The 24,091-nt window shown below is 73.3% G+C and carries 23 protein-coding genes, 1 tRNA gene and 1 riboswitch; of the genes, 10 read left to right on the top strand and 14 right to left on the bottom strand.

Annotated features, from left to right (window positions below):
* Nucleotides 1-66: 66 nt before the first annotated feature.
* Complete coding sequence (gene thrC, locus CLV63_RS06895) at nucleotides 67-1,338, bottom strand: threonine synthase (protein WP_106582031.1); 1,272 nt, start codon at nucleotides 1,336-1,338, stop codon at nucleotides 67-69.
* Between the two features lie 13 nt (nucleotides 1,339-1,351).
* Nucleotides 1,352-1,497, bottom strand: a riboswitch (SAM riboswitch).
* Nucleotides 1,498-1,787: 290 nt separating this feature from the next.
* On the opposite strand from thrC, the gene CLV63_RS06890 reads away from it, so the two are divergent.
* Nucleotides 1,788-3,233 carry an alpha,alpha-trehalose-phosphate synthase (UDP-forming) gene (locus CLV63_RS06890; protein ID WP_106582030.1) on the top strand — a complete coding sequence of 482 codons (1,446 nt, stop codon included), beginning with the start codon at nucleotides 1,788-1,790 and terminating at the stop codon, nucleotides 3,231-3,233.
* A gap of 25 nt (nucleotides 3,234-3,258) precedes the next feature.
* On the opposite strand, the gene otsB is transcribed toward CLV63_RS06890, so the two are convergent.
* Both otsB and CLV63_RS06880 read right to left on the bottom strand, forming a co-directional pair.
* Complete coding sequence (gene otsB, locus CLV63_RS06885) at nucleotides 3,259-4,089, bottom strand: trehalose-phosphatase (protein WP_106582029.1); 831 nt, start codon at nucleotides 4,087-4,089, stop codon at nucleotides 3,259-3,261.
* A gap of 82 nt (nucleotides 4,090-4,171) precedes the next feature.
* Entirely contained in the window at nucleotides 4,172-4,495 is a 324-nt protein-coding gene (locus CLV63_RS06880) for a DUF3263 domain-containing protein (protein WP_106582028.1), read from the bottom strand.
* A gap of 73 nt (nucleotides 4,496-4,568) precedes the next feature.
* On the opposite strand from CLV63_RS06880, the gene CLV63_RS06875 reads away from it, so the two are divergent.
* Both CLV63_RS06875 and CLV63_RS06870 read left to right on the top strand, forming a co-directional pair.
* A complete protein-coding gene (locus CLV63_RS06875) occupies nucleotides 4,569-5,396 on the top strand; it encodes an SAM hydrolase/SAM-dependent halogenase family protein (RefSeq protein ID WP_106582027.1) in 828 nt (275 codons plus the stop codon).
* 101 nt (nucleotides 5,397-5,497) lie between these two features.
* Nucleotides 5,498-6,631 carry a S8 family serine peptidase gene (locus tag CLV63_RS06870; protein WP_170134161.1) on the top strand — a complete coding sequence of 378 codons (1,134 nt, stop codon included), beginning with the start codon at nucleotides 5,498-5,500 and terminating at the stop codon, nucleotides 6,629-6,631.
* Nucleotides 6,632-6,660: 29 nt separating this feature from the next.
* On the opposite strand, the gene CLV63_RS06865 is transcribed toward CLV63_RS06870, so the two are convergent.
* From CLV63_RS06865 to cysS, 4 genes are all read right to left on the bottom strand, one after another.
* A complete protein-coding gene (locus CLV63_RS06865; protein ID WP_106582025.1) occupies nucleotides 6,661-7,695 on the bottom strand; it encodes a serine hydrolase domain-containing protein in 1,035 nt (344 codons plus the stop codon).
* Nucleotides 7,696-8,339: 644 nt separating this feature from the next.
* Nucleotides 8,340-8,415: transfer RNA gene (locus CLV63_RS06860), tRNA-Thr, on the bottom strand.
* Nucleotides 8,416-8,455: 40 nt separating this feature from the next.
* A complete protein-coding gene (gene rlmB, locus CLV63_RS06855; protein WP_106582024.1) occupies nucleotides 8,456-9,421 on the bottom strand; it encodes a 23S rRNA (guanosine(2251)-2'-O)-methyltransferase RlmB in 966 nt (321 codons plus the stop codon).
* Nucleotides 9,422-9,644: 223 nt separating this feature from the next.
* A complete protein-coding gene (cysS, locus tag CLV63_RS06850) occupies nucleotides 9,645-11,042 on the bottom strand; it encodes a cysteine--tRNA ligase (protein WP_106582023.1) in 1,398 nt (465 codons plus the stop codon).
* 227 nt (nucleotides 11,043-11,269) lie between these two features.
* Here cysS and CLV63_RS06845 point away from each other — a divergent pair, with 227 nt between their 5' ends.
* Entirely contained in the window at nucleotides 11,270-12,763 is a 1,494-nt protein-coding gene (locus CLV63_RS06845) for a DUF2637 domain-containing protein (protein WP_106582022.1), read from the top strand.
* Nucleotides 12,764-12,818: 55 nt separating this feature from the next.
* On the opposite strand, the gene ispF is transcribed toward CLV63_RS06845, so the two are convergent.
* The 3 genes from ispF to phoU all read right to left on the bottom strand — a co-directional run bounded on the left by ispF (nucleotide 12,819) and on the right by phoU (nucleotide 14,688).
* Nucleotides 12,819-13,298, bottom strand: a complete 480-nt coding sequence (gene ispF, locus CLV63_RS06840) for a 2-C-methyl-D-erythritol 2,4-cyclodiphosphate synthase (RefSeq protein WP_211301198.1) — start codon at nucleotides 13,296-13,298, stop codon at nucleotides 12,819-12,821.
* 32 nt (nucleotides 13,299-13,330) lie between these two features.
* Nucleotides 13,331-13,813 (bottom strand): CarD family transcriptional regulator, encoded by a 483-nt coding sequence (locus CLV63_RS06835; protein ID WP_106582020.1) that lies wholly within the window; start codon nucleotides 13,811-13,813, stop codon nucleotides 13,331-13,333.
* 212 nt (nucleotides 13,814-14,025) lie between these two features.
* Nucleotides 14,026-14,688, bottom strand: coding sequence for a phosphate signaling complex protein PhoU (phoU, locus tag CLV63_RS06830; protein WP_106582019.1), 663 nt, complete (start codon nucleotides 14,686-14,688; stop codon nucleotides 14,026-14,028).
* 146 nt (nucleotides 14,689-14,834) lie between these two features.
* On the opposite strand from phoU, the gene CLV63_RS06825 reads away from it, so the two are divergent.
* Both CLV63_RS06825 and CLV63_RS06820 read left to right on the top strand, forming a co-directional pair.
* Entirely contained in the window at nucleotides 14,835-15,995 is a 1,161-nt protein-coding gene (locus tag CLV63_RS06825) for a sensor histidine kinase (RefSeq protein ID WP_394339751.1), read from the top strand.
* Nucleotides 15,992-16,681: a response regulator transcription factor gene (locus CLV63_RS06820; RefSeq protein ID WP_106582017.1), complete on the top strand. Its 690-nt coding sequence runs from the start codon at nucleotides 15,992-15,994 to the stop codon at nucleotides 16,679-16,681. Before CLV63_RS06825 ends, CLV63_RS06820 begins: the two co-directional genes overlap by 4 nt.
* On the opposite strand, the gene CLV63_RS06815 is transcribed toward CLV63_RS06820, so the two are convergent.
* Entirely contained in the window at nucleotides 16,654-17,376 is a 723-nt protein-coding gene (locus CLV63_RS06815) for a TetR/AcrR family transcriptional regulator (RefSeq protein WP_106582016.1), read from the bottom strand. The two genes, CLV63_RS06820 and CLV63_RS06815, sit on opposite strands and share 28 nt — an antisense overlap.
* Before the next feature lie 156 nt (nucleotides 17,377-17,532).
* Here CLV63_RS06815 and CLV63_RS06810 point away from each other — a divergent pair, with 156 nt between their 5' ends.
* Together CLV63_RS06810 and CLV63_RS06805 are read left to right on the top strand one after the other, a co-directional pair.
* Nucleotides 17,533-18,438, top strand: coding sequence for a TIGR03564 family F420-dependent LLM class oxidoreductase (locus CLV63_RS06810; protein WP_106582015.1), 906 nt, complete (start codon nucleotides 17,533-17,535; stop codon nucleotides 18,436-18,438).
* Nucleotides 18,439-18,545: 107 nt separating this feature from the next.
* Nucleotides 18,546-19,454 carry an endonuclease/exonuclease/phosphatase family protein gene (locus CLV63_RS06805; RefSeq protein WP_106582014.1) on the top strand — a complete coding sequence of 303 codons (909 nt, stop codon included), beginning with the start codon at nucleotides 18,546-18,548 and terminating at the stop codon, nucleotides 19,452-19,454.
* Between the two features lie 133 nt (nucleotides 19,455-19,587).
* On the opposite strand, the gene CLV63_RS06800 is transcribed toward CLV63_RS06805, so the two are convergent.
* The 3 genes from CLV63_RS06800 to mshA all read right to left on the bottom strand — a co-directional run bounded on the left by CLV63_RS06800 (nucleotide 19,588) and on the right by mshA (nucleotide 22,285).
* Nucleotides 19,588-20,334 carry a phosphoglyceromutase gene (locus tag CLV63_RS06800; protein WP_106582013.1) on the bottom strand — a complete coding sequence of 249 codons (747 nt, stop codon included), beginning with the start codon at nucleotides 20,332-20,334 and terminating at the stop codon, nucleotides 19,588-19,590.
* 149 nt (nucleotides 20,335-20,483) lie between these two features.
* Nucleotides 20,484-20,996 (bottom strand): YbjN domain-containing protein, encoded by a 513-nt coding sequence (locus CLV63_RS06795; protein WP_106582012.1) that lies wholly within the window; start codon nucleotides 20,994-20,996, stop codon nucleotides 20,484-20,486.
* A gap of 41 nt (nucleotides 20,997-21,037) precedes the next feature.
* Nucleotides 21,038-22,285, bottom strand: a complete 1,248-nt coding sequence (gene mshA / locus CLV63_RS06790) for a D-inositol-3-phosphate glycosyltransferase (RefSeq protein ID WP_245928635.1) — start codon at nucleotides 22,283-22,285, stop codon at nucleotides 21,038-21,040.
* A 342-nt stretch (nucleotides 22,286-22,627) separates the two neighbouring features.
* Between mshA and CLV63_RS06785 the strand changes: the two genes are divergently transcribed.
* Together CLV63_RS06785 and CLV63_RS06780 are read left to right on the top strand one after the other, a co-directional pair.
* Nucleotides 22,628-22,993: a BlaI/MecI/CopY family transcriptional regulator gene (locus tag CLV63_RS06785; RefSeq protein ID WP_106582010.1), complete on the top strand. Its 366-nt coding sequence runs from the start codon at nucleotides 22,628-22,630 to the stop codon at nucleotides 22,991-22,993.
* A gap of 4 nt (nucleotides 22,994-22,997) precedes the next feature.
* On the top strand, nucleotides 22,998-23,942 hold the full coding sequence (locus tag CLV63_RS06780; RefSeq protein ID WP_106582009.1) for a M56 family metallopeptidase: 945 nt from the start codon (nucleotides 22,998-23,000) through the stop codon (nucleotides 23,940-23,942).
* The last annotated feature ends 149 nt before the right edge of the window (nucleotides 23,943-24,091 follow it).

Here is a 24,091-nt window from a genome sequence, read left to right as displayed (position 1 = left end):
GCCGGCGGGACCGGCCGCGGGCAATCTGTCGGGGCGGGCGGGGCGGGGTAGGCGGTGGGGGCGGGGTCACACCAGCCCGGCGCCCTTGAACGCGTCGAGGGACGGCTTGATGGTGGCGGTGACACCGGAGTCGGCCACGGCGTTGAGGGTCTTGAGTCCGTCGCCGGTGTTCAGCACGACCGTGCTCGCTTCGGGGTCGAGCACGCCGTCGGCGACCAGCGCGCGCAGCACACCGGTGGTCACGCCGCCCGCGGTCTCGGCGAAGACGCCCTCGGTGCGGGCGAGCAGCTTGATGGAGTCGACGATGGCGTCGTCGCCCACGTGGACCACCGACCCGCCGGTGCGGCGGCAGATGTCGAGGACGTAGGGCCCGTCGGCGGGGTTGCCGATGGCGAGCGACTTGGCGATGGTGTCGGGCTTGACCGGCTGGATGACGTCGTGCCCGGCCTCCCACGCCCGCGCAACGGGCGAGCAGCCGGTGGCCTGCGCGCCGAAGATCCGGTAGGGCCGGTCCTCGACCAGGCCGAGCGCGATGAGCTCCTGGAACCCCTTGTCGATCTTGGTGAGCTGCGAGCCCGAGGCGATCGGGATGATGATCTGCTCGGGGAGCCGCCAGCCCAACTGCTCGGCGATCTCGTAGGCGAGGGTCTTGGACCCCTCGCCGTAGTACGGGCGCAGGTTGACGTTGACGAAGCCCCAGTCCTCGCCCGCGGGGTCGCCGATGAGTTCGGAGCAGAAGCGGTTCACGTCGTCGTAGTTGCCGTCGATGGCGACGACCTTGCCGCCGTAGACGGCCGCCATGACGACCTTGCCCTCCTCCAGCCCGGCCGGGATGAACACGCAGGACTCGAAGCCGGCGCGCGCGGCGGCGGCGCCAACGGCCCCGGCGAGGTTGCCGGTGGAGGAGCACGACAGGGTGCGGAAGCCGAAGGTGCGGGCCGCCTCGACCGCCATGGCGACGACGCGGTCCTTGAAGGAGTGGGTGGGGTTGGCGGAGTCGTCCTTGACGTGCAGGGAGCGCAGGCCCAGCTCGGCGGCGAGGCGGTCGGCCCGCACCAGCGGGGTCAGCCCGGGGTTCATGTTCGGCAGGTCGGCGACGTCGGCGGGGACGGGCAGCAGGCCGGCGTAGCGCCAGATGTTCTTGGGGCCGCGGGCGATCGACTCGCGGGTGACGGCGCCGGGCGTGAAGTCGTAGGCGACTTCGAGCGGGCCGAAGCAGAACTCGCACGCGAAGGTCGGGCCGAGCTCGACGCGCTGCCCGCACTCGCGACAGGACAGGGCCGTTGCGGGGCCGAAGGATCCGGTGGAGGCGGCGGGTTCGGTGGCGGTGAGCGCCATTGCGAGGTGTCTCCCCTCATCTGCCCCGGTGATCGATTTGATCCCGGGCCGGAGTTGGCACCTGTCCCGGCCGCCCCGCTCCTGTTAATGCGGGAGTCGAACGCCGAGATGGTTGCCGGGGCTTCGCAGGGCCGGTCCCTCCACCCCTCTGGATGAGCAATGTGAAGTTGTGGGGGCCGGGGTGATCGATCACCCTGGTCCGTTGGTCACTGTAACCGACGGCGCGCCCGCTTCTCCATCCCGGGTGACACGGGTCACTCCGGCCCGTCCACGGCGGACGGATCGGCGCCCCGGGCGGGCGAACGCCCGCGAAGCCGCGCGAAACGGCTCAGCGCAACGGACAAAACGGGTTTGCGCCGCGTCCTCCGGGGCGAAACCCACTCCGAGCGCGCGGTGGACCGTGGTCCGCCGCTGCGCGCGCGATCGCATCCTGGTGAGAGGCGGATTAGGTGGACAAGGCGCAGATCCTCGTCGCATCGAACAGAGGACCCGTGACCTTCTCGGTCGCCGACGACGGCTCCCTCGGTTTCCGGCGCGGCGGGGGCGGGCTCGTCTCCGGGCTCAGCGCCGTCGCCGACTCCGGCGCGGTCGACAGCCTCTGGGTGTGCGCCGCGCTGTCGGACGCCGACCGCAAGGCCGCGGCCGCCGCCCCCGACGGCCGCCTCGACCAGGCCGGGTACGGGCTCGACGGCTCCGGCGTCCGGATGCTCGACATCCCCGCCGCGACCTTCGACAACGCCTACACGCGGGTCGCCAACTCCACGCTGTGGTTCGTCCACCACATGCTCTACGACACACCCAACAAGCCCGTGTTCGACGCCGACTTCCGCGCGCAGTGGGCCGACTACCGCGCCTACAACGCCGCGTTCACCGAGGCGCTCATGACCGGCGCGGCGCAGAGCGCGCGGGTCGCCGTGCAGGACTACCACCTCGCGCTGGTGCCCCGGATGATCCGCGGCCGCCGCCCCGATCTGCGCATCGCCCACTTCTCGCACACGCCGTGGGCGCCGCCCGAGTACTTCCGGATGCTGCCGTCCGACATCGGCAGGGAACTCCTCGAAGGCATGCTCGGCGCCGACCACCTGGGCTTCCTCAGCCGCCGCTGGGCCGACGCGTTCCTGCGCTGCTGCGAGGCGTTCCTGCACAACGAGGTGAACTGGGACAGCCGCACCGTGGAGTTCGGCGGCCGGATCATCCGGGTCGGCGTCCACGGGCTCGGCGCCGACGCCGAGGGGCTGCGCGAACGCGCGGCAGCGGACGACGTCGCCGAGCGCCGCGAGAGCCTGCGCGCCTCGGTGGGCGACCGCCGCCTCATCGTCCGGGTCGACCGCACCGAGCTGTCCAAGAACATCGTGCGCGGCCTGGCCGCGTACCGGGAACTGCTCACGACCCGCCCCGAATGGCGCGGCAACGTCACCCACCTCGCGTTCGCCTACCCCAGCAGGGGCGACGTCCCCGAGTACCGCGCCTACACCGAGTCCGTGCGCACGCTCGCCGAGGAGATCAACCGGGAGTTCGGCACCGCCGACTGGACGCCGCTGATCCTCGCCGTGAACGACGACTACCCCCGCTCGCTCGCCGCCTACCAGCTCGCCGACGTGCTGCTGGTCAACCCCATCCGCGACGGCATGAACCTGGTCGCCAAGGAGGGCCCGGTGCTCTCGGCCGAGGGCTGCGCCCTGGTCCTGTCGACCGAGGCCGGGGCGGCCGACGACCTGGGGCGCGACGCGATCCTGATCAACCCCTTCGACGTCTCCGAGACCGCCGAGGCCCTGCACCGGGCGCTGTCGATGGACCCGGCCGAGCGCGCCGCCCGCTGCGGCCGCATGGCCGAGGCCGCCGCCTCACTCCCGCCGGAGCTGTGGTTCACCGACCAGCTCCGCTCGCTGGGCTGACGCGCCCCTACCCGGGACGGGCGGCCTACCCGGGGCGCCCGCCGTCGAGTGCGGCGGCGAGCTCCGCCAGCAGCTCCACCACGCCGTCGGGGCCGTCGACCACCAGGTCGGCGCGCTCGGCCAGGCCCCGCACCTCGGCCGACCCGCTGCACACCGTGATCCCGGCGACCGTGCCGAGGCGCAGCCGCTCGACGGCGTCGAACGCCGCGACGTCGCCGAGGTCGTCGCCGGTGTACAGGACGGACTCGGCCCCCTGCTCGGCCACGAACCCCGCGAGGGCGACGCCCTTGTCGGCCCCGCCGGGACGCAGCTCGATGACCAGCCGCCCGGGCTCGACCAGCAGCCCGGTCTCGCTGGCGAGCTCGGCGAGCGGGGTGCCGACCAGGTCGAGTGCCGCCTCGGGGTCGGCGGTGCGCCGGGTGTGCACCGCGAGCGCCTGGCCCTTGTCCTCGACCCAGATGCCCTCGGGCGCCTCCAGGTCCTTCAGCAGCTCCGGGAGCGCGTCGCGGGCCTGCTGGACGCCGGGGGACGGGTCGGGTGCGGACAGGACCCCGCCCTCCCACCGCTCCCTGCCGTACTGGCCGAGGACGACGATGCCCGGCACGGAGTCGAGGCCGCCGTACTCGACCGCCCGCTCTGCGGGGCGGCCGGTCACCACCGCGATCGACCGCACCAGCGGGGACAGGGCGCGCAGCAGGGGCGCGGCGCGGGGGTGCGCGCGGGCGTCGCGCGGATCGGGCACGACCGGCGCGAGCGTGCCGTCGAAGTCGAAGGCCAGGACTGCGGACGAGGGGGCGGCGACGATCCGTGCGAGTGCGGCGGCGCCGGCCGTGGTCCGAGGGGAAGGCAAGGTCATGCGTGCATTGTCGCGTAGCGGCCGCTCGTGGGGTACTCGCGGCCCGCCGGACGGGGCCGGGGAGCGGACCCGGACCGCGGGGCTAGAGCTGGATGCCGAGGGACCGCGCGGTGCGCTGGCGGCGGCGGTCGGCGCGCACCCGGCGCAGGCGCTTGACGGTCAGGGGGTCGAACGCCAGGGCGTCGGGGCGTTCGACCAGCCCGTTGAGGAGCTGGTAGTAGCGGGTGGCGGAGAAGCCGAACTCGTCGCGGATGGCCTGCTCCTTCGAGCCTTCGAGCTTCCACCACTGGCGTTCGAAGATGAGGATGCGGCGGTCGCGTTCGCCCAGGTCGGAGTCTTCCGCCGGACTCGCATCGGATGGTGGTGATTCGGATATTTCTTGATCAAATGGGCCGACATTCGGCATCGTGCGCCTCCTCGTCCGGATTGGCGCGACTTATGCTAGCGACTCATCGGGCGTGCGGAAGAGTAGATACCCTATGTCTGACCTTGCGGGTTACAGTTACCTGTCCTTTCTCACCGACTATGGTCGCGCCGACGGCTTCGTCGCGGTGTGCCATGGGCAGATGCTCCTCCACGCCCCCCGTGCGCGCGTCATCGACATCACCCACGACGTCCCGCCCGGCGACATCCGGCGCGGAGCGGCGGTCCTCGCCGAGGCGGTCGCCGACCTGCCCCCCGGTGTGCACGTCGCGGTGGTCGACCCCGGTGTGGGGACCGAGCGGCGCAGCGTCGCCGTGGCGGCGGGCGGGCACGTGCTCGTCGGCCCCGACAACGGCCTGCTGGCGTGGGCGGCCGACACGCTCGGCGGGGGCGACGCCGCCGTCGAACTCACCGAGCCGGCCCTGTGGCGGCACCCGGTGTCGGCGACCTTCCACGGCCGCGACGTCTACGCCCCGGTCGGCGCCCGCATCGCCGCCGGGCTGCCGGTCGCCGCCGCCGGGCGGCCCCTGCCGGCGGCGGACCTGCGGCGGCTGCCCGATCCGGTGCGCACCACCGGCCGCGGCACGGCCGAGGGCGAGGTCCACACCATCGACCGCTTCGGCAACTGCCAGTTGAGCCTGCGCGGCACCGACATCGCCGCGATGTGCGCCACAGGCGCAGCGGCGCTCGCCCTGCACGCGCACGGCACCGTGCGGGTCCTCCCCCTGGCGCGCACGTTCGGCGACGCCGGACCGGGCGAACTGCTGCTACTCACCGACTCCGCCGGGCGGCTCGCCGTCGCCGAGAACGGCGGCAGCGCGGCGTGCACGCTGGGCCTCGCCGTCGCCGACCGGGTGGGCCTCACCCTGGCCCCGGACCGGTGATGCGGGACCCGGCGCCGCACCCTGATGGCACAATGGCCAGCGCCGCGGCGCGACGGGCGCCGGCACACCGGTGGGAACGCGGACGGGAAGGGGCCGGCACCATGCGGGCGAGGAGGGCCGCGATCGCTGCGGCGACGGCCGTGCTGCTGAGCGCGCATCCCGCGGCGGCCGACACCGGCGGCGGCCTGCGCATGGACCAATGGGGCCTCGACACGGTCGGCGCCGCCGAGGCGTGGCGGCAGAGCGAGGGCTCCGGCGTCACCGTCGCCGTGCTCGACACCGGTGTGCGCGACGACCACCCCGACCTCACCGACGCCGTCACCCACGGCGACGACACCACCGGCCAGGACCGCGATCCCGGCGACCCGGAGTACGGCGACCGCGGCACCCGCACCGCCGGGCTGGTGGCGGCGCGCGGGCACGGCCGCGAGCACACCGGCGGCGTCATGGGCGTCGCGCCCGACGCGCGGATCCTGTCGGTCCGGGTCGCCGCCGACGCGGACGACCCGAAGGCGGGCGGCGTCGCGGAGGACGCGCAGGCGCGCGGTGTCCGCTCCGCCGTGGCCGACGGCGCCCAGGTCATCGCGCTGACCGCGGGGCCGGTCCCGAAGGGTGCCCGCGCCGGGCTGAGCGAGGCCGTCGGCTACGCCCGCCGCAACGGCGTCGTCGTCGTGCAGGCCGCCGGGCCGGGCGCGCCGAAGGGCGCGCTGAGCGTGCGCTCCGCGGCGCAGGGGGCGGCCGCCGGGGGCGGCGGCCTGTCCGCGCCCGGCGAGCAGGTCGAGACCACCAAGGCCGGGGGCGGCTACGGCACGGCGTCCGGCAACGGTGCGGCCGCCGCGTTCGCCGCGGGCACCGCGGCGCTGATCCGCTCCGCGCACCCGCAACTGCGCCCCTCCCAGGTGGCCGAGGCCATCACCAAGGGCGCCGACAACGGCATGCTCAGCGCGCCGGGTGCGCTCGACGCCGCCGGCGCGACCGCGAAGGACGTCCCGGCGTTCGATCCCGACCTCGCCGATGAGACCGAGGACAGCGCCATCCTGCCCGCGTGGGCGTTCTGGCTGGCGGGCGGGGTGCTCGCCGTGATCCTCGCCACCGTCGGCGTGTTCCTGCTCCGCAGGACCACCAGCAACCCCTACGACCTGCCGCCGCGCGCCGACGGGTCCGACGGGCCCGAGCAGCGCGACCCCCCGCGCAGGCGCGGGCGCGGCCGCCGCCGCGCAGCGTCGCGGCGCTGACCGGGGCCCGCGCCCCCTGGGGCGGCGCGTCAGTTCGCGAACGCCGCCCGGGCCGCCGCCCGCAGGTCGGCGAGGCCGGGGCGGCGGCGGCCGAAATGCACCGCGTTGGTCAAGAGGCCCACGTATCGGCCCGCATCGGGTTGCATAAAGAGACTCGTCCCGGTGTACCCGTGGTGGTAGACCACGCCACTGCCCGTGACCAGCCACGCGAGCCCGCGCGAACGGCGTTCGTCGACGACCACCTGCGGGCGCCAGCTCTGCCGCAGGAACCGCGCGAACGTGCTCGGCCCGCCCTCGCCGCCGTGCGCGCGCAGCAGGTCGCGGGCGAACGCGCCGAGGTCCGTCGCCGTGCTGAAGACCCCGCAGTGCCCGGCGACGCCGCCCATCAGCGCCGCTGCCTCGTCGTGCACGACGCCCCAGGTGGGCGCCGCGCCGACGATGCGGCGCCCCGTCGGCGCCACCGACGCCGAGCGCGGCAGCGGGCCGTAGGACGTCGCGGCCATGCCGGCGGCCCGCCACGTCTCCTCGGCGAGCCGGTCCAGCCGGCCGTCGAGCAGCCGCTCCAGCAGCATCCCGAGCAGGATGAACCCGCGGTCGATGGGGCGGTACCCCGGTTCGTCCAGCGGTTCGGAGAGGATCGACTCCAGCAGGTCCCTGTCGGTACCGACGTAGGGGTCGAGCCAGGCCACCGGATTCAGCCGCGAGGTGTGAGTGAGGATCGCGCGCACCGTCACCTCCCCTGCGGGAAACGGCCCGCCGGCCACGTACTCCGACAGCGGCGTGTCGAGGTCGAGCACGTCGTCGGCAAGTGCGCGCCCCACGAGCGGCCACGTGGCCATGACCTTGGTCAGGCTCGCGACGTCGTAGCGGACGTCCGGCGCGGTCTGCGCCGGGCCGGACCCCGGCCCGGGCTCCGGGCCCACCTCCCCGACGGTCACGAACTCCCACATGTTCCCGGTACCGACGACCGCGGCCCCGCCCGGCAGCCACTCGGCGTCCACCATGACCTTCAGCACGCCGCGGATCTCCGCGGCCGTGTCGGCAATCCAATCACCGTCCCGCACGTCGCCCCTCCTCGCAGGTCTCCCCCCGGCAACCCCGCTGAAAGGCGGATACCCGCCGCGGCGCGGGACTCACCAGAACGGTCCGCGCACATGCCCGATATCCGGTCAAGAACGAGGGCCGAAACAAAAACCCCCTCTCACCGGGCGCAACACGGCGTACGCCGGCCCGGGGTAGGCTCCGCACGGCCGCGAGATGTGCGACAGAGGGGTGACCATGCGAACCGAAGGATTCACCCTGCACGTCCCGGATCGGACGGACCTCGCCGACGTGCTCGCACTCCACGCCGAACACGATCCGGGGACCCCGGTGGTCGCCCGGATGCGGCCCGGCAACCGCGCCTCGCTCTCGACCGCCGCCGCTGCGGGCCTGCGACACATCGGAGACGACTCGGACGGCAGCCCAGTGCTCGCCGACAGGGATGTGGCGCCCGCAGTCCTTGCCGCGCTCCCAAGAACTCCTCGGCCAGGGTCGTGCACACCTGATGCAACCCATGGCGGACGGATCGGCGCGGACAGCCGGGACTGACCGTGCACAAGCGATTGGTGTAGCCCGATCGAATGTGCAATGAATGTGCAACGGCCGCCCGCTGAGTCGCGGGCGGCCGTTGGTTGTCTATGCTCTGACCTGCGGTGATACAGGTTCTTGGAGCCGGTGAGGGGATTTGAACCCCTAACCTATCGCTTACAAGGCGATTGCTCTGCCTGTTGAGCTACACCGGCCGGGCGCAGTGCACCACGTCGAAATGCTACCGGTTCGCGATCAGTGCCGGGACGACCTCCGGCGGGCCACCTCGTAGAGCGCGACGCCCGCGGCGACCGACGCGTTCAGCGACTCCGCCCCGGTGATCGGGATGCTCGCCACGGCGTCGCAGGTCTCCCTGACCAGCCGCGACAGGCCCTTGCCCTCGGAGCCGACCACGAGGACCAGCGGGCCGGTGGCGAGGTCGAGCCGGTCGAGGGGGGTGTCGCCCTCGCCGCCCAGCCCGACGACGAACAGGCCGGCCTTCTTGTACGCCTCCAGCGTGCGGGTGAGGTTGGTGGCCTGGGCGATCGGCAGCCGCGCGAGGGTGCCGGCCGAGGTCTTCCACGCGGCGGTGGTGACCCCCGCGGCGCGGCGCTCCGGGATGAGCAGGCCGTGGGAGCCGAACGCTGCGGCCGACCGGGCGACGGCCCCGAGGTTGTGCGGGTCGGTGACCCCGTCGAGGGCGATGATCAGCGCCGGGGCCTCGGCGGAGCGGGCGGCGTCGAGCAGGTCGCCGTCGGCCCAGTAGCGGTACGGCCGCACCTGGAGGGCGATGCCCTGGTGCACGGCGCCGGGGTGGCCGTTGCTCTCGCTTCGGCGGTCGAGTTCGGCCCGGTTGACCTCCAGGATCTCGACGCCCGCCGCACCGGCCAGCTTGGCGGCCTCGTTCACCCGGTCGTCGTTCTCCATGCTGTTGGCGAGGAACAGCCTGGTCGCGGGCATCCCGGCCCGCAGCGCCTCCACGACGGGGTTGCGGCCGATGAGCAGTTCGGACTTCGCTCCGCCGCCCCGGGAGCCGCCGGAGCGCGGCGCGCCGGGGCCGGACCTGTCCCCGGCGTCCGTGCCCTGCGCCGCGCGGCGCTGCTTCTGGCCGTGCCAGTGGCGCTCCTCGGCGGGCAGGGTGGTCTTCTTGCCTTCGAGCGAGCGCCGGCCCTTGCCCCCGCTGCCCTTGGTCGGGCCCTTCTTGCTCTTCTTCGCCGGCATCGCTGCCCGTCCTTCCGTGGAAACGCTCGCCCCGCGCGGACACGCGGGGCCCTCCCGCGCCGCGGCGCGGGAGGTTGGGCCGCATTCGGGCCCGTGCTGGCACGGGCGCAGATCGGCGTCGGTGGCCGGCACCGGGCGCGGGACGGCGCCCAGAGGCGCGGACGGTGCGCGGGCCGCCGCTTCAATGCCACCGCTTCAATGATGGCCGCGCGCGGGTTGTGGTTCAGCCGTGTTTGAGTTCCCAACGGGGACCGTTGGGGGTGTCTTCGACCACGATGCCCGCCTCGGCGAGCCGGTCGCGGATGGTGTCGGCGGTGGCGTAGTCCTTGCGGGCGCGGGCCGCCTGGCGCTGCTCGACGGCGACGGACACGAGGGCGTCGACGACGCCGCGCAGCCCGGAGTCGCCGGCGCCGGACCACTGCTCGGACAGCGGGTCGACCCCGAGGACGCCGAGCATGGCGCGCAGCTCGGCCGCGAGACCGGCGGCCCGCTCCTTCGCCCCTTCGGCGAGGGCGGAGTTGCCGTCGCGCACGTGGCCGTGCACCACCGCGAGAGCCTGGGAGACGCCGAGGTCGTCGTCGAGGGCCGCCGCGAAGCCGGCGGGGACGTCGGCGGTGCCCACCGGGCCCGTGATCTCGCCGGCCCGGGTGAGGAAGCCCTCGATGCGCTGGTACGCGGCCGCGGCCTCGTGCAGCGCCTCCTCGGAGTAGTCTTGGCTGGAGCGGTACTGCACCTGGCCGAGGTAGTAGCGCAGCTCGACGGGGCGCACCCGCTGGACGACGTCGGGGATGAGCAGCGAGTTGCCGAGGGACTTGCCCATCTTCTCGCCGCCCATGGTGAGCATGCCGTTGTGCAGCCAGTAGCGGGCGAACCCGTCGCCGGCGGCGCGCGACTGCGCCTCTTCGTTCTCGTGGTGCGGGAACACCAGGTCGAGGCCGCCGCCGTGGATGTCGAAGGTGCCGCCGAGGTACTTGGTGGCCATGGCGGAGCACTCCAGGTGCCACCCCGGGCGGCCGCGACCCCAGGGGGTGGCCCAGTCGGGCTCGCCGGGGCGGGCGCCCTTCCACAGCGCGAAGTCGCGGGAGTCGCGCTTGGCGCGGCCCCCGCCGTCGTCGGCGTCGCGCATTTCGTCCGGGCGCTGGCCGGAGAGCTCGCCGTAGGCGGGGTAGGAGTCGACCTTGAAGTAGACGTCGCCGGAGCCGTCGTCGGCGGCGTAGGCGTGCCCGCGGTCGATGAGCCGCCGCATGAGCTCGATCATCTCCGGGATGTGCCCGGTGGCGCGCGGCTCGACGGTAGGCGGCAGGCAGCCCAGGATCTCGTAGGCGCGGGTGAAGGCGCGCTGGTTGCGCTCGCTGACGCGCCACCACTCGACGGCCTCGGCCTTCGCGAGGTTGATGATCTTGTCGTCGATGTCGGTGACATTGCGGCAGAACGTGACGTCGTAGCCCTTGTGGAGGAGCCACCGCCGCAGGATGTCGAATGTCACACCGGAGCGGATGTGCCCGATGTGCGGCGGCGCCTGCACCGTGGCGCCGCACAGGTACAGCGAGACGCACCCCTCGCGCAGGGGGGTGAAATCGCGGACCTCGCGGGCTCGGGTGTCGTAGAAGCGCAGACTCACGCGTCCCAGCCTAGCCGCACCGCGGCCTATCACGCGGCCACATGGGACGGTACGGCGGCCCGCCCCGACCCGGCCCGCCGCCGTGCCGCCGCGGCCGCGCGGACCGCTGTCCTGCGCAGTTCCGCCGACGGCGGCCGCAGCCGGGTGCGCACGTCCCGCCGGTATCCCGCCGTTTTCGTGCGTGACCTCGAATTACCGGCGCAAACCGGGGTACCCTGCTGCCCACGATGGCCGAAAAAACCTCCCAGCCGACCGCCGGCCCCTCCGCCGACCGGAGGCCCGCTCCGGGTTCACCGATCTCCGTCATCATTCTGGGCGGCGTCGGTGTCACCGTTATCGCGGCGCTCGCCGTCTTCGTCTCCTACAACGGCATGTACCAGGTCGCCCGGCAGGGCAACATCTCCGCGGAAATGGCGCATCTTTATCCGGCCATTTTCACGCTGCTCCTGGTCATGGCGTTCTGGACGACCTATCTGCTCCGCGCGGCGCCGCCGTCGCAGCGGGTCTGGGTCGACATCCTGGTCCTCGCCCTCATCGGCATCGCCGCGACGACGACGGCCCTGCACCTGCTCAACCGGGAGTTGTACGCGGACTTCGCCCCGGTGCTCGCCGCCGTCGCCCCCTGGGCGGCCCTGCTCATGGCGTTCCGGCTCTGGCTGTGGGTCATCGTGCACCTGCGCGACGGCCGCGCACGGCCCCGTGCGGCGGTGCGGGCGCCCCGGCGGGCGCGGCGCACCGCCGAACTCCCCCCCGACGACGACACCGTGGCGGACGAGCCCGTGGAGCAGCCGCGCCACGCCCGCGGCGCCCCCGATACCGTCCCGCTCCGCTCCTCGGCCGTCGTCCCTGGGTTCGACGCTCCGGGACCGGTCGCGGCCGACACCCCGCTCTCAGCCGAGGTCCCGCGCACCGAGGTGGCCGGCGACGCGTGGTTCCGCAGCGACGGCCCCGAGGACTCCGACGACGCGACCGTGCGGGTGCTCGACCGCGACGAGGTCGCCGACCTTGCCGAGGCCGAGGCCGGGCCGCCACGGTCCGATGACGGCGACGCACCGGCGCCCGAAGCCGCGGCGCTTGACGCTGAGCCGGCCGGATCCGGACCCGCCGAACCGCTCCGGGCGTCCGAGGAACCCTTCGTGCCCGCCGCCCGCACCGACGACGACCTCGACGGGGCCGACACCGCCGCCCCCGTCGAGGCGGCCGAAGAGCACGACGGGGAGCGGGACGAGGAGCGGGACGAGGAGCGGCACGGAGATCGGGGCGAGCCGGCCGACACCGCCGCCCCGGCCGCCGAGCCGACCGACGAAGCGCCGGCACCCGCCGCGGTGAACAGCGCGACGCACGACGACGCTGCAGCCCTCGCCGCGGCCTCCGATGTCCCGGTGCTGCCCAAGCGCACCCCCACCGGCAACCCCATCAAGCACGCGTCCACGAACGCCGCGGCGCCCGACTCCGCCGACACCGAGGACGACGGTTTCGCCGGGGACCTCCTCGCCGACGACCCCACCAGCGACGAAGCGCACCCGCTGATCGCGGCGCCCACCGGTCCGGCGTTCGACGGCGCGGCGCCCGAGGCCGCTGACGAGCCCACGACCGCACCCACCCCGCGGTTGCACAAGCACCCGATGGTGCTCAAACCGCGCCGCGGAACCGCGCCGAGCGTGCCGCCGGGCCCGCCGTCGCTGCGGGTGCGCAGCGGCCCGATCCCGCCCGAGGGCTGAGCGCCCGGCACGGCCCACAGCAACGGAAACGGAAACGGAAACGGCACCCGGCGGGCTAGTCGGCGGGGTCGCGCGCCACGCACAGGGCCGTGGCGATGGCGGCGATCCCCTCGCCCCTGCCGGTGAGGCCGAGGCCGTCGGTCGTGGTGGCCGAGAGCGACACAGGGGCCCCCACGGCGTCGGAGAGCACCTTCTCGGCCTCGCCGCGGCGCGGGGCGAACGCGGGGCGGTTGCCGATGATCTGCACGGCGACGTTGCCGATGGCGAAGCCGGCCGCGCGGACCCGCGCGGCCGCCTCGGCGAGCAGCGCGACACCGGAGGCGCCCTTCCAGGCGGGGTCGGCCGTGCCGAACTGGGCGCCGAGGTCGCCCAGCCCGCAGGCGGAGAAGAGGGCGTCGCACGCGGCGTGCGCGGCGACGTCGCCGTCGGAGTGGCCGCTGACCCCGTCCTCGCCCGGCCATTGCAGCCCGGCGAGGAAAAGGGGGCGGCCGGACATGAACGGGTGGACGTCGCTACCGACGCCCACCCGGGGCATATTCACCATGAATATGATGTTCTCAGTGTTCTTCAGTTGGTGAGGACTTCGTCGAGAAGTGCTTCGGCCTTGTCCTCATTGGTCTTTTCGGCGAGGGCGAGTTCACTCACCAGAATCTGGCGGGCCTTTGCCAGCATTCGCTTTTCGCCGGCGGAGAGACCGCGTTCCTTGTCGCGCCGCCATAGGTCGCGCACGACCTCGGCGACCTTGTTGACGTCGCCCGAGGCGAGCTTCTCCAGGTTCGCCTTGTAGCGCCGCGACCAGTTCGTGGGCTCCTCGGTGTGCGGAGCGCGCAACACCTCGAACACCCGGTCCAAGCCTTCTTGTCCCACCACGTCCCGGACGCCGACGTCCTGGGCGTTCTCGGCGGGCACGCGCACCGTGAGGTCGCCCTTGTCGACCTTCAGTACGAGATAAGACCGATCCACACCTTTGATGGCGCGGGTCTCGATCGCTTCAATACGAGCAGCCCCATGATGGGGGTAGACAACGGTGTCGCCGACCTTGAAAGTCATGTGACAAGTACCCCTTCCGCTATACCCAGGGTACCACGAATCTGTGACTTACCGTACCTGCCAGATTTACGAACGCGCAGGTCAGCCCCGCATTTTGGGCCTTGACAAAGCCAGGGACCGGTGCATGCGCCAGCCGGCGGGGGCGGCCCGGAACCCGCTCCGGAGGGCCGCCGCCCCCGCCCTGGACCCGCTGTTCCGCGGGCCTCGCGGGGTCACGCCTCGGGCTCGTAGTCCTTCGGCTTCTCGCCCGTGACCATGTACACCAGGTTGTCGGCGACGTGCACCGCGTGGTCGCCGAACCGCTCGTAGAACCGGCCGACGAGGGTGACGTCCATGGTCGCCTCCACGCCGTGCGACCAGCTCGGGTCGAGGATCCGCTTGAGGAGCTTGCGGCGGAGCTTGTCCATGCGGTCGTCGTCGGAGTCGAGCTCCAGCGCGGTGTCGGCGTCGCGGTTGGAGATGACCTCGCCGGCCTTGATGACCAGCAGTTCGGCCTGGTGGCCCATCTCCAGGACGGTGGAGCGCAGCTCCGGCGGGATCGCGGAATCGGGGTGCCGGCGCCGGGCGACCTTCGCGAGGTGGACGGCGTGGTCGCCCATGCGCTCCAGGTCGCCGCCCATGTGCAGGGCCGTGATGATGACGCGGAGGTCCTGCGCCACCGGCTGCTGGCGCGCCATCAGGTCGAACGCGCTGCGCTCGATCTCGTCGTCGAGCAGGTTGATCGCTTCGTCCCCCGAGATGACCTCCTGTGCGGCGGAGAGGTCGGCGTCGAGCAGAGCGGTGGTGGCCCTCGCGATGGCGTGCCGGGCGAGCCGGGTCATTTCGACAAGGCGGCCGCCCAGGGCGTCGAGGTCCTCGTGGTAAGTGTCGCGCATGGTCAAATCGTCCCAGGTGCTAGCTGAATCATTTCGTACTCAACGGTGAACTCTCGGGGAACCTCGGTTGTAACACGTGGTCATGCGGGTAAAGCCGCGGGCCGGACGCTTACGATCGAGATGTGCAAGCCGAGCTTCTAGCCGCGATCGCCGGCCTCGTCGGACTCGCTACTGGAGTCGCGGCCGGTCTGGCGTTCCGTATCAGTGAGGCGAGACCGGGCTACAAAGGCGTCCCCGATCCGGTCCAGCAGTCAGAACTCCCATCGGGGATCGCCGAGGTCCTGTCGGCCCTGCCGTCGTCGGCGGTGGTGCTCGACTCCGCCGACCGGGTGCTGCGCGCGAGCTCGGCCGCCCGCGCGTTCGGGATCGTGCGCGGCGAGGAGCTGGTCATCCCGGAACTCCTCGCGCTGGCCCGCCATGTGCGGCGCGACGGGGTGATCCGCGAGACCGAGATCGAGGTCGCCGTCCGCAAGTTCGGACCCGACGTCACCTCCTTCGCTGTCAGGGTCGCCCCGCTGGGCGGCACCGGGCTGGTGCTGGTCCTCGCCGAGGACCAGACCGAGCGGCGCAGGGTCGAGGCGGTGCGCCGCGACTTCGTCGCCAACGTCAGCCACGAGCTGAAGACCCCCGTGGGCGCGCTCTCGCTGCTCGCCGAGACCATCGCCGATGCCAGCGACGACCCTGAGGCGGTGCGGCGGTTCACCGGCCGCATGCAGAAGGAGGCCGCGCGGTTGACCAGTGTCATCCAGGACCTCATCACATTGTCGCGGATCCAGGGCGCCGAGCCCATGGCCGAACCCGCCGACGTGGACCTCGCCCACGTCGTCGAGGAGGCGCTGGAGTCGGTGCGCATGGCGGCCGACGCCAAGGAGATCCAGCTCGTCGCGAGCGGAACGGCCGGCGTGACCGTCCTCGGCGACGAGGGCCTGCTCGTGACCGCCATGCGCAACCTGGTCGCCAACGCCGTCGCCTACAGTCCGGAGCGTACCCGCGTCTCGGTGACTGCGGCGGTGACCGAGACCACCGCCGAGGTGAGCGTCGCCGACCAGGGCATCGGCATCCCGCCGCAGGACCTCGAACGGATCTTCGAGCGGTTCTACCGGGTGGACGCCGCTCGGAGCCGGGCCACCGGAGGTACCGGACTCGGCCTGGCCATTGTGAAGCACATCTCGACACACCACCGTGGAGACGTGACCGTGTGGAGCAAGGAAGGGTCGGGGTCGACGTTCACACTGCGGCTGCCCCGCCCGCAGCCCCGGGTTCGCCAGAGCCCAGGGCAGGACAACTACCGGGAGGCACCACAGTGACGCGTGTACTCGTCGTTGAGGACGAGGAATCCTACAGCGATGCCCTTTCGTACATGCTGCGCAAGGAGGGCTTCGAGGTGGCCGTGGCACCGACCGGCGACCAGGCGCTCGACACCTTCGACCGCACAGGCGCCGACCTGGTGCTCCTCGACCTGATGCTGCCCGGCCTGCCGGGAACCGAGGTCTGCCGCACCCTGCGGCAGAAGTCCAACGTCCCCGTCATCATGCTGACGGCGAAGGACAGCGAGATCGACAAGGTCGTCGGCCTGGAGCTGGGCGCCGACGACTACGTCACCAAGCCGTTCTCCTCGCGGGAGCTCGTGGCGCGCATCCGCGCGGTGCTGCGCCGCCGCGGTGAGGACGACGCCATGGTGCCGGCCACCCTTGAGGCGGGGCCGGTGCGCATGGACGTCGAGCGGCACGTGGTGACCGTGCGCGGCGAGGGCGTCCAGCTTCCGCTGAAGGAGTTCGAGCTGCTGGAGGTGCTGCTGCGCAACGCGGGGCGGGTCCTCACCCGCATGCAGCTCATCGACAGGGTGTGGGGCGCCGACTACGTGGGCGACACCAAGACCCTCGACGTCCACGTGAAGCGCCTGCGCGCGAAGATCGAGTCGGACCCCGGCAACCCCGCGTTCATCGTCACGGTGCGCGGCCTCGGCTACAAGTTCGAGCTGACGGCGGTCTGACCCGCGGGGCCGCCGCCCCCCTCCGGAGCGCCGCGCCGCGGTGCCGCCGCGGGCGGGTCGGCGGGCTCCAGGTCCGCCGCTGCCATGGGCGGCCCGGGGAGCGGTTCCGCCGCCGGGGCGCGGAGCCCGGCGATGAGCAGTTCGACCAGCCTGCGGGGCGCCGCGCGGGCGGCCTCGGCGCCGGTACCGGCGGGCAGGTGCAGGTGCAGGGCGAAGACCGAGCTGATGTCGCCCAGGCCGACGTCGCGGCGCAGCGCGCCTTCGGCGTGCGCGCGTTCGATGATGCCGGTCAGCACGGCGAGCAGCGCGCGCCGGTCGCGGGTCACGTCGGGCCCCCGCCGGATGCGGTCGTGCATTTCGGGGTCGACCGACGCGTGCAGTGCGCCGTTGTGCAGCTCGCCGTAGGCGCGCAGGTAGCGCACGAGGGCGTGCCAGCCGTCAGGTTCCTCTTCCGCCGCCGCGCGCGCCGTGGCGAGCATCCGCCGCATTGCATCGGCCGACACCGCGTGCAGCAGGCTCTCCCGATCGGGGAAGCGGCGGTACAGGGTGCCCACGCCGACCCCGGCGCAGCGGGCGATCTCCTCCATGGGGACCTTCGCGCCGTGCTCGGCGAAGAGTGCGCGCGCCGAGGCGACGATGCGGTCGCGGTTGCGCCGGGCGTCGGCACGCAGCCCGCCCCGGGTGTCCTCCGCCATCGGCAGGCACCGCCTCTCTGCGCGCCGCGGTTCCCGAGCGACCGCGGCACCACGATAGTGCGGGGCCGACCCGGCCGAGTGGACGTCCGCCGTCCGCTCGCATAGCTTTCGGATTCAAGCGGACGAAATTCTTCCGCTTGGATCCGAGGAGGACACATGCGCATCGGGCTGCTGCTGGACGAGCGGGGCATGGCGTTCGCCGACCTCGCCGGCGCGGTACGGGACGCCGCGGAGGGCGGACTCTCCGCCGTCTGGGCCGGCCACCACTACTCCTGGGACCCGCTGACCTCCCTGGCCGTCGCCGGGCGCGAGGCACCGGGGATCGCCGTCGGCACCGCGATCGTGCCGAGCTTCCCCGTGCATCCCCGCGCGCTGGCGAGCCAGGCGCTGACCGCCGCCGCGGCACTGGGGCCGGGACGCCTGACCCTCGGCGTCGGAGTGAGCCATCAGCCGATCATCGAAGGGCAGTTCGGGATCTCCTTCGACCGGCCGGCCCGGCACCTGCGCGAGTACCTCTCGGTCCTCGGCCCGCTGCTGCGCGGCGCGGACGCCGAATACGCGGGCGAGACCCTCGCGAGCGCCGGACCCGTCCCGGCCCCGGGCGCAGAGGCGCCCTCGCTGCTCGTCGCGGCGCTCGGACCGGTGATGCTGCGGATCGCCGGTGAGCTCGCCGACGGGACGGTCACGACGTGGACGGGACCGGTCGGCCTCGACGCGCACATCGTTCCGGTGCTGAGCGCGGCCGCCCATGCGGCCGGACGCCCTGGACCCCGTGTCGTCGCCGGGGTGTTCGCCGCGGTCACGGGCGACCCCGACGGGGTCAGGGACCGGTTCGGCGACGCGTTCGCCATCGCCGGGGAGCTGGCGAGCTACCGCGCGGTCCTGCGGCGCGAAGGCGCCTCGGCACCCGGCGACCTGCTCGTCGCGGGCGACGAGGCCGCTGTCGAGCGCGCGCTCCGCCGCCATCTGGAGGCGGGGGCGACCGAACTCGCCGTCAGCGTGTTCGGCACACCGGAGGAGCAGCGGCGGACCATGGCCCTGCTGCGCGCCCTGAGCGCCTGACCAGGGGACGTCGATCGTGCTTCACGTCCAGGGCACCCTGCGCACACCTTCGGGCCGGACGGTCCGCGCATAATCCTCGTGCACCGTCCCCCGATCCTGGAGAGCGCATGCGCCCCTTCGTCCACCGGACCCTTTCCGTCGCCGCTGCGGCCGTCCTCGCCGCCGCACTGCTGCCGGGTGCGCCCGCGGCGGCCGACTCCGACGGCGGCCCCGTCATCGGCCCGCCGCGCGGCGACCAGATGCACGTCATGTCGTACAACATCCGCTACGACAACCCCGACGACGCCAACACCTGGACGGAGCGCCGCCCCGCCCTGAAGCGGCTGCTCGCCGAGGAGCGGCCGACCGTCCTCGGCATCCAGGAGGGCCTGTACAACCAGGTCCGCGACATCGAGGCCGACCTGCCCGACCGCTACGACTGGATCGGCCTCGGCCGCCAGGGCGGCAGCAAGGACGAGTTCGCCGCGATCTACTACGACACCGGCCGGGTGGCGCCGGTCGCCTACGACCACTTCTGGCTGTCCGACACCCCCGATGTCATCGGCTCCACGAGCTGGGGCAACGAGATCACCCGGATGGTGACCTGGGTGCGGTTCGAGGACCGCCGCACCGGCGCGGAGTTCGTGCACGTCAACACGCACTTCGACCACCAGTCGGAGAACTCCCGGCGCAAGAGCGCCGAGCTGGTGCGCGAGCGCATCGGCGCCATGGGCGAGGACGTGCCCGTCGTGCTGACCGGCGACTTCAACGCCCCGGCCGGGGACTCCGCGCCCTTCGACATCCTCACCGGCGACGGCGCGCTCTCCGACACCTGGGACACCGCAGCGGAGCGGGCGACCCCCGCCTACGGCACCTTCAACAACTACGAGGAGCCGGTCGAGGGCGGCGAGCGGATCGACTGGCTGCTCGCCAACAGCGGGGTCGAGGTGCGGCAGGCCGCGATCAACCCGTTCACCCACGGCGGCCTGCACCCGTCCGACCACCTGCCGGTCCACGCACTGGTCGAGCTGGAATAACTCCGCTGCCGCCGACCTGAAAAAGAGGAGCGGTACGCCCCACGCCCACCCTTCGGCTCCGCGCGGGGGTGCCGCGGGGAAGACGAGCGGCGCCCCCCGCCACCGGCGGGGGGCGCCGCTGACGGCGGGGCCGTTACTTCTTGCCCTGGTTCTTCACGGCCTCGATGGCGTCCTTCGCCGCCTCGGGGTCGAGGTACTCGCCGCCCTTCTTGCGCGGCGTGAAGTCGTCGTTCAGCTCGTACCGGAGCGGGATGCCCGTGGGGATGTTGAGCCCGGAGATGGTGGCGTCGTCGATGCCGTCGAGGTGCTTGACCAGGGCGCGCAGCGAGTTGCCGTGCGCGGCGAGCAGCACGGTGCGGCCGGCGGCGAGGTCGGGCACGACGGAGTCGTACCAGTACGGCAGCATCCGGTCTACGACATCGGCGAGGCACTCGGTGCGCGGCATCAGCTCGGGCGGCAGCTCGGCGTAGCGGCGCTCGCCGGCCTGCGACCACTGGTCGTCGTCGGCGATGGGCGGCGGCGGGGTGTCGAAGGAGCGGCGCCAGGTCATGAACTGCTCTTCGCCGTACTCTTCGCGGGTCTGCGCCTTGTTCTTGCCCTGGAGCGCACCGTAGTGCCGCTCGTTCAGCCGCCAGGAGCGCTTGACCGGCAGCCAGTGCAGGTCGGCGGCGTTGAGCGCGATCTCGGCCGTGCGGATCGCGCGGCGCAGCACCGAGGTGTGCACGATGTCGGGCCGCAGGTCGGCGCCGACCAGGAGTTCGCCGCCGCGGCGGGCCTCCTCCTCGCCCTTCGCGGAGAGGTCGACGTCCACCCAGCCGGTGAACAGCCCTTCGGCGTTCCACACGCTTTCGCCATGGCGAAGCAGCACAAGAGTTCCCATGCGCCCCAGCCTAGCGGGGCGCCCGCGAGCGCCCCTCGCGCGGCGGAGCCCTGCCCGCGCGGGGCCGCGGCGGGCGGGCGCCGCCCGGGCCGGTGGCGCCGCGGCCACCCTCGGGCGGCGTCCCAGTCCGGGCGGTCCGGGCAGTCAGGTCAGTCCGGCCCGGCCGCCTCCGCACCCTCCACGAGGGACCGGAACGCCTCCAGATTGCGGGGCTGCTGGCCGTTGCGGACCCGCCACGCCCACTCCTTGCGGATGGCGCTCGCGAAGCCCCGTTCCAGTGCGGCGTTGAAGTTGTCGTCGGAGTAGCTGAGCGCGCAGCCGAGCAGCCGGTCGACCTCCGCCGGGACGATGCCCGACAGCGGGAGGCGGCCGGTGATGTAGACGTCCCCGACGTCGTCGGCGGTGAACGCCATGCCGAACATGTCCTCGTTGCGGCGCATCAGCCACCGGTAGAAGTCGGCGTGGTTCTCGTCGGGGCGGCGGCAGAAGAACGTCTTCACGAGCAGGCTGTGGTCGCCGACCCGCAACCACACCAGCGTCTTCAGCTTGCGGCGGCCCGGCAGGGCCACGACGAACGACCCGCGGTCGGGGCGCTCGGCGTCGAGCCCTGCGTCGGCGAGCGCGGCCTCGACGGCCGCGACCGCCTGTTCCTGCGGTGTCATGCTGTGGACGCTCCCGGTTCGGGTGACTGCTACTGGTCCGCCTATTGGTTCGCCGCGACCGGCAGCGCGCGGCGGCCGGCCAGGGTCCCACGGTAGACGCCGATCAGGCCGTCGACCGTCGCCTCCCAGCTCAGTCCGGCGGCGTGGGCGACCCCCGCCGCGCCCATGCGCGCGCCGAGCCGGGGTTCGGCGAGGATCCGGTGCAGCGCGCGGGCGTAGTCGGCGGGGTCGTGTCCGGCCACGAGGATCCCGGAGACGCCGTCGCGCACCGCGGTGGGCAGCCCGCCGACCCGAGCGGCGACCACCGGTGTCGCGCACGCCTGCGACTCCACGGCTACCAGGCCGAACGACTCCGAGTGCGACGGCACCACGGTCGCGGCCGCCGCGCGGTAGTAGTGGGCGAGTTCGGCGCGCGAGCGGGGCGGCTCCATGCGCACGTTGTCCTCGATGCCGAGGCTGCGCGCCAGGTCGGCGAGGCGGCGCGGTTCGCCGGTGCCGCCGCCGGAGAGGCCGCCGACGACGGCGACCACCAGCCGGTCGCGCAGGCCGGGGTCGCGCTCCAGCAGCGCCGCTGCGGCGCGCAACAGCACGTCGGGGGCCTTCAGCCGCTGCACCCTGCCGACGAAGAGCAGCAGGACGGCGTCGGGGGGCAGGCCCACCCGCCGCAGCGCGTCGGCGCGCGGGCCGGGCCGGAACACGTCGAGGTCGACGCCGGGCGGGACCGTGCTGACCCGCGACGGGTCGGCGCCGTAATGGCTGCCGAGCTGGCGCGCCTCGTCGGCGGTGTTGGCGACGAGGTGGTCGGCGCGGCGCACCAGGCCGTCCTCGCCGCGCAGGCGGACGTCGGGCTCGCGGGTGTCGCCCGCCGCCAGCGCCGCGTTCTTCACCCGCGCGAGGGTGTGCATCGACTGGACCATGGGCACCCCCCAGCGCTGGGCCGCGACCAGGCCCGCCCGACCGGACAGCCAGTAGTGGCCGTGGACGAGGTCGTAGTGGCCGGGGTCGGCGCCGGCCTCGGTGCGCAGCACACCGAAGGTGAAGGGGCACAGGTGCCGGGTCAGGGTGTGCTTGTCGAGGGTCCCGAACGGCCCGGCGGCGATGTTGTGGACGGTGAAACCGGGGGCGGGCCGCACCTCCGCAGGCTGGGCCGGGCCGGTGGCGCGGGTGAACACGTCCACGGCGACCCCGCGCTCCGCCAGCCGGCGGGCCGTCTCGACGACGTACACGTTCATGCCGCCGGCGTCGCCGCTGCCGGGCTGCTCCAGTGGGGACGTGTGCAGGCTGATCATCGCGATCCTGCGCGGTCCTCCTGCTGTCTCCGGTCCCTCATCGCGCGCGACAGACGTCTCCGGCACCGGCTGCTCCCTGTTCCTGTCGGCCCTGCCGGAATCGACCCGGCCCCGCCTCATTGCTCAACAGCGGTGGACCGGTCGCGTGTTCCCCAACGGGGCTGCTGTGCGCAGGGAGGCGGTGCGGGGCTGCCGGGAGCGCCCGGCAGCCACCGCGCCCGCCGCGCCGGGCGCGCCGGGCGCGGTGGCGGGAACCCCGGCGCGGCGGGGATTCCGGGGCGGGGCGCGGCCTTTTCGGGGGGCGCGACGTGCGGTAGTACTACCAGAAGTAGACTTCCCAACATGAATCGGCTCGGCGACCTTGAACGCGCGGTAATGGATGTACTGTGGGAGCGAAACGAGCCGTTGACGGTCCGCGAGGTGGGGCGCGCCCTCTCTGATCGCGATCTCGCCCACACGACCGTGATGACCGTGCTCGATCGACTCGCCAAGAAGGGTGTCGTCGACCGGACCCGCGAGGGCCGCGCTTGGCGCTACCGTCCGGCAGCCAGCCGGGAGGGTTACGTATCAGAACTGATGTTCGACGCGCTGGGCCAGACCGGCGATCGCGACGCCGCACTCGCGGCGTTCGTCCGTTCGATGAGCGGGCCCGAAGCCGAGGCGCTTCGCCGCGCCCTCGCTGAGGACGACGACCAGCCAAGGACGTAGCCGTATGGTCAGTGCCGCACTGCTCGCCACAATCGCTTCCGGTTGTCTTATCGCGGCAGCGCGGCTGAGGCGTGCCGAATGGCCCCTGCGCGGCCCCTACGTCGCCGTCGTCGCCTGGCAGGCGCTCGGACTCGCCTGGGGCGTCTCCACCATCGGCGCGCTGCTGGCGTTCGGCCTCGCCCCCTATGGCCGCGGCGTGTTCGGCGGGCTCGTCGCCCTGGTCACCGACGCCGCGACCCACAACCTCGTCCTCTCCGAACTCGCCGGCACTCCTTTCGGCGCCACCCAGGTCGCCGCGGTCTTCGCCGCCTTGGCGCTCACCCTGGTGCTGTTCTGGGGCCTGGTGGTGTCGTTCGTGCAGGTGCTGCGCACCCGCAGGCGGCACCGCGAACTGCTCGCCCTGGTCGCCCGCGACGACCCCGAGGTGCCCGGCGCGCGGGTCCTCGACCACCCCGCCGCCGCGGCGTACTGCCTGCCGGGCGTGCTCCGCTCGCAGGTGGTCATCAGCGCGGGCGCGCTCGCCGTGCTCGACCGCCACGAGCTCGCCGCGGTCCTCGCCCACGAGCACGCGCACCTGCGCCAGCGCCACGACCTCGTCCTGCTGCCGTTCTCCTCGCTGAAACGGGCGTTCCCGAACGTCGGTGTCGTGGCGACCTCCTACAAGGCGGTCGCCCTGCTCATCGAGATGTGCGCCGACGACCAGGCGCGGCGCGTGCGCTCGGCGAAGGAGCTGGCCATGGCGCTGATGCGGTTCGGCTCGGCGGGGTCGGCGCAGGTCCCCGCCGGCGCGCTCGCCGTCAAGGGCGACGACCAGCCCGAGGTCGTGGCCCGGGTCTCGCGGCTGCTCAACCCCTCCGCGGAGCTGTCGTGGGCCGCGACCGCCGCCGTGCTCTCCTCCGCGGCCGTGCTCATGTGCACCACGCTGTGGCTGTGGCACCTCCCCATGTGAGGGTCCGCCGCGCCGCCCGCAGGTAGGGGGCGCGGGTCCGCCCCGTAGGCAGGGACGGGGGCGCCGCGTACCGGTCCGCTCCGCGCCCGGGCACGATTTCGCCGATCCGGGCGTTTATGGTGGGTGACGGGGCGAATGCGTCCCGCCGC

It is taken from the genome of Murinocardiopsis flavida, from assembly GCF_003014485.1.
Classification (GTDB): Bacteria; Actinomycetota; Actinomycetes; order Streptosporangiales; family Streptosporangiaceae; genus Murinocardiopsis; species Murinocardiopsis flavida.
Note: the sequence above shows the minus strand (reverse complement) of the source record. Positions and strands in the feature narration are given on the sequence as shown.

Coding starts and splice junctions, on each gene's coding strand:
- thrC (WP_106582031.1), bottom strand. CDS start 1,338: ATGGCGCTCACCGCCACCGAACCCGCCGCCTCCACCGGATCCTTCGGC.
- otsB (WP_106582029.1), bottom strand. CDS start 4,089: ATGACCTTGCCTTCCCCTCGGACCACGGCCGGCGCCGCCGCACTCGCA.
- CLV63_RS06880 (WP_106582028.1), bottom strand. CDS start 4,495: ATGCCGAATGTCGGCCCATTTGATCAAGAAATATCCGAATCACCACCA.
- CLV63_RS06875 (WP_106582027.1), top strand. CDS start 4,569: ATGTCTGACCTTGCGGGTTACAGTTACCTGTCCTTTCTCACCGACTAT.
- CLV63_RS06870 (WP_170134161.1), top strand. CDS start 5,498: ATGCGGGCGAGGAGGGCCGCGATCGCTGCGGCGACGGCCGTGCTGCTG.
- rlmB (WP_106582024.1), bottom strand. CDS start 9,421: ATGCCGGCGAAGAAGAGCAAGAAGGGCCCGACCAAGGGCAGCGGGGGC.
- CLV63_RS06845 (WP_106582022.1), top strand. CDS start 11,270: ATGGCCGAAAAAACCTCCCAGCCGACCGCCGGCCCCTCCGCCGACCGG.
- ispF (WP_211301198.1), bottom strand. CDS start 13,298: ATGCCCCGGGTGGGCGTCGGTAGCGACGTCCACCCGTTCATGTCCGGC.
- CLV63_RS06835 (WP_106582020.1), bottom strand. CDS start 13,813: ATGACTTTCAAGGTCGGCGACACCGTTGTCTACCCCCATCATGGGGCT.
- phoU (WP_106582019.1), bottom strand. CDS start 14,688: ATGCGCGACACTTACCACGAGGACCTCGACGCCCTGGGCGGCCGCCTT.
- CLV63_RS06815 (WP_106582016.1), bottom strand. CDS start 17,376: ATGGCGGAGGACACCCGGGGCGGGCTGCGTGCCGACGCCCGGCGCAAC.
- CLV63_RS06810 (WP_106582015.1), top strand. CDS start 17,533: ATGCGCATCGGGCTGCTGCTGGACGAGCGGGGCATGGCGTTCGCCGAC.
- CLV63_RS06805 (WP_106582014.1), top strand. CDS start 18,546: ATGCGCCCCTTCGTCCACCGGACCCTTTCCGTCGCCGCTGCGGCCGTC.
- CLV63_RS06800 (WP_106582013.1), bottom strand. CDS start 20,334: ATGGGAACTCTTGTGCTGCTTCGCCATGGCGAAAGCGTGTGGAACGCC.
- CLV63_RS06795 (WP_106582012.1), bottom strand. CDS start 20,996: ATGACACCGCAGGAACAGGCGGTCGCGGCCGTCGAGGCCGCGCTCGCC.
- mshA (WP_245928635.1), bottom strand. CDS start 22,285: ATGATCAGCCTGCACACGTCCCCACTGGAGCAGCCCGGCAGCGGCGAC.
- CLV63_RS06785 (WP_106582010.1), top strand. CDS start 22,628: ATGAATCGGCTCGGCGACCTTGAACGCGCGGTAATGGATGTACTGTGG.
- CLV63_RS06780 (WP_106582009.1), top strand. CDS start 22,998: ATGGTCAGTGCCGCACTGCTCGCCACAATCGCTTCCGGTTGTCTTATC.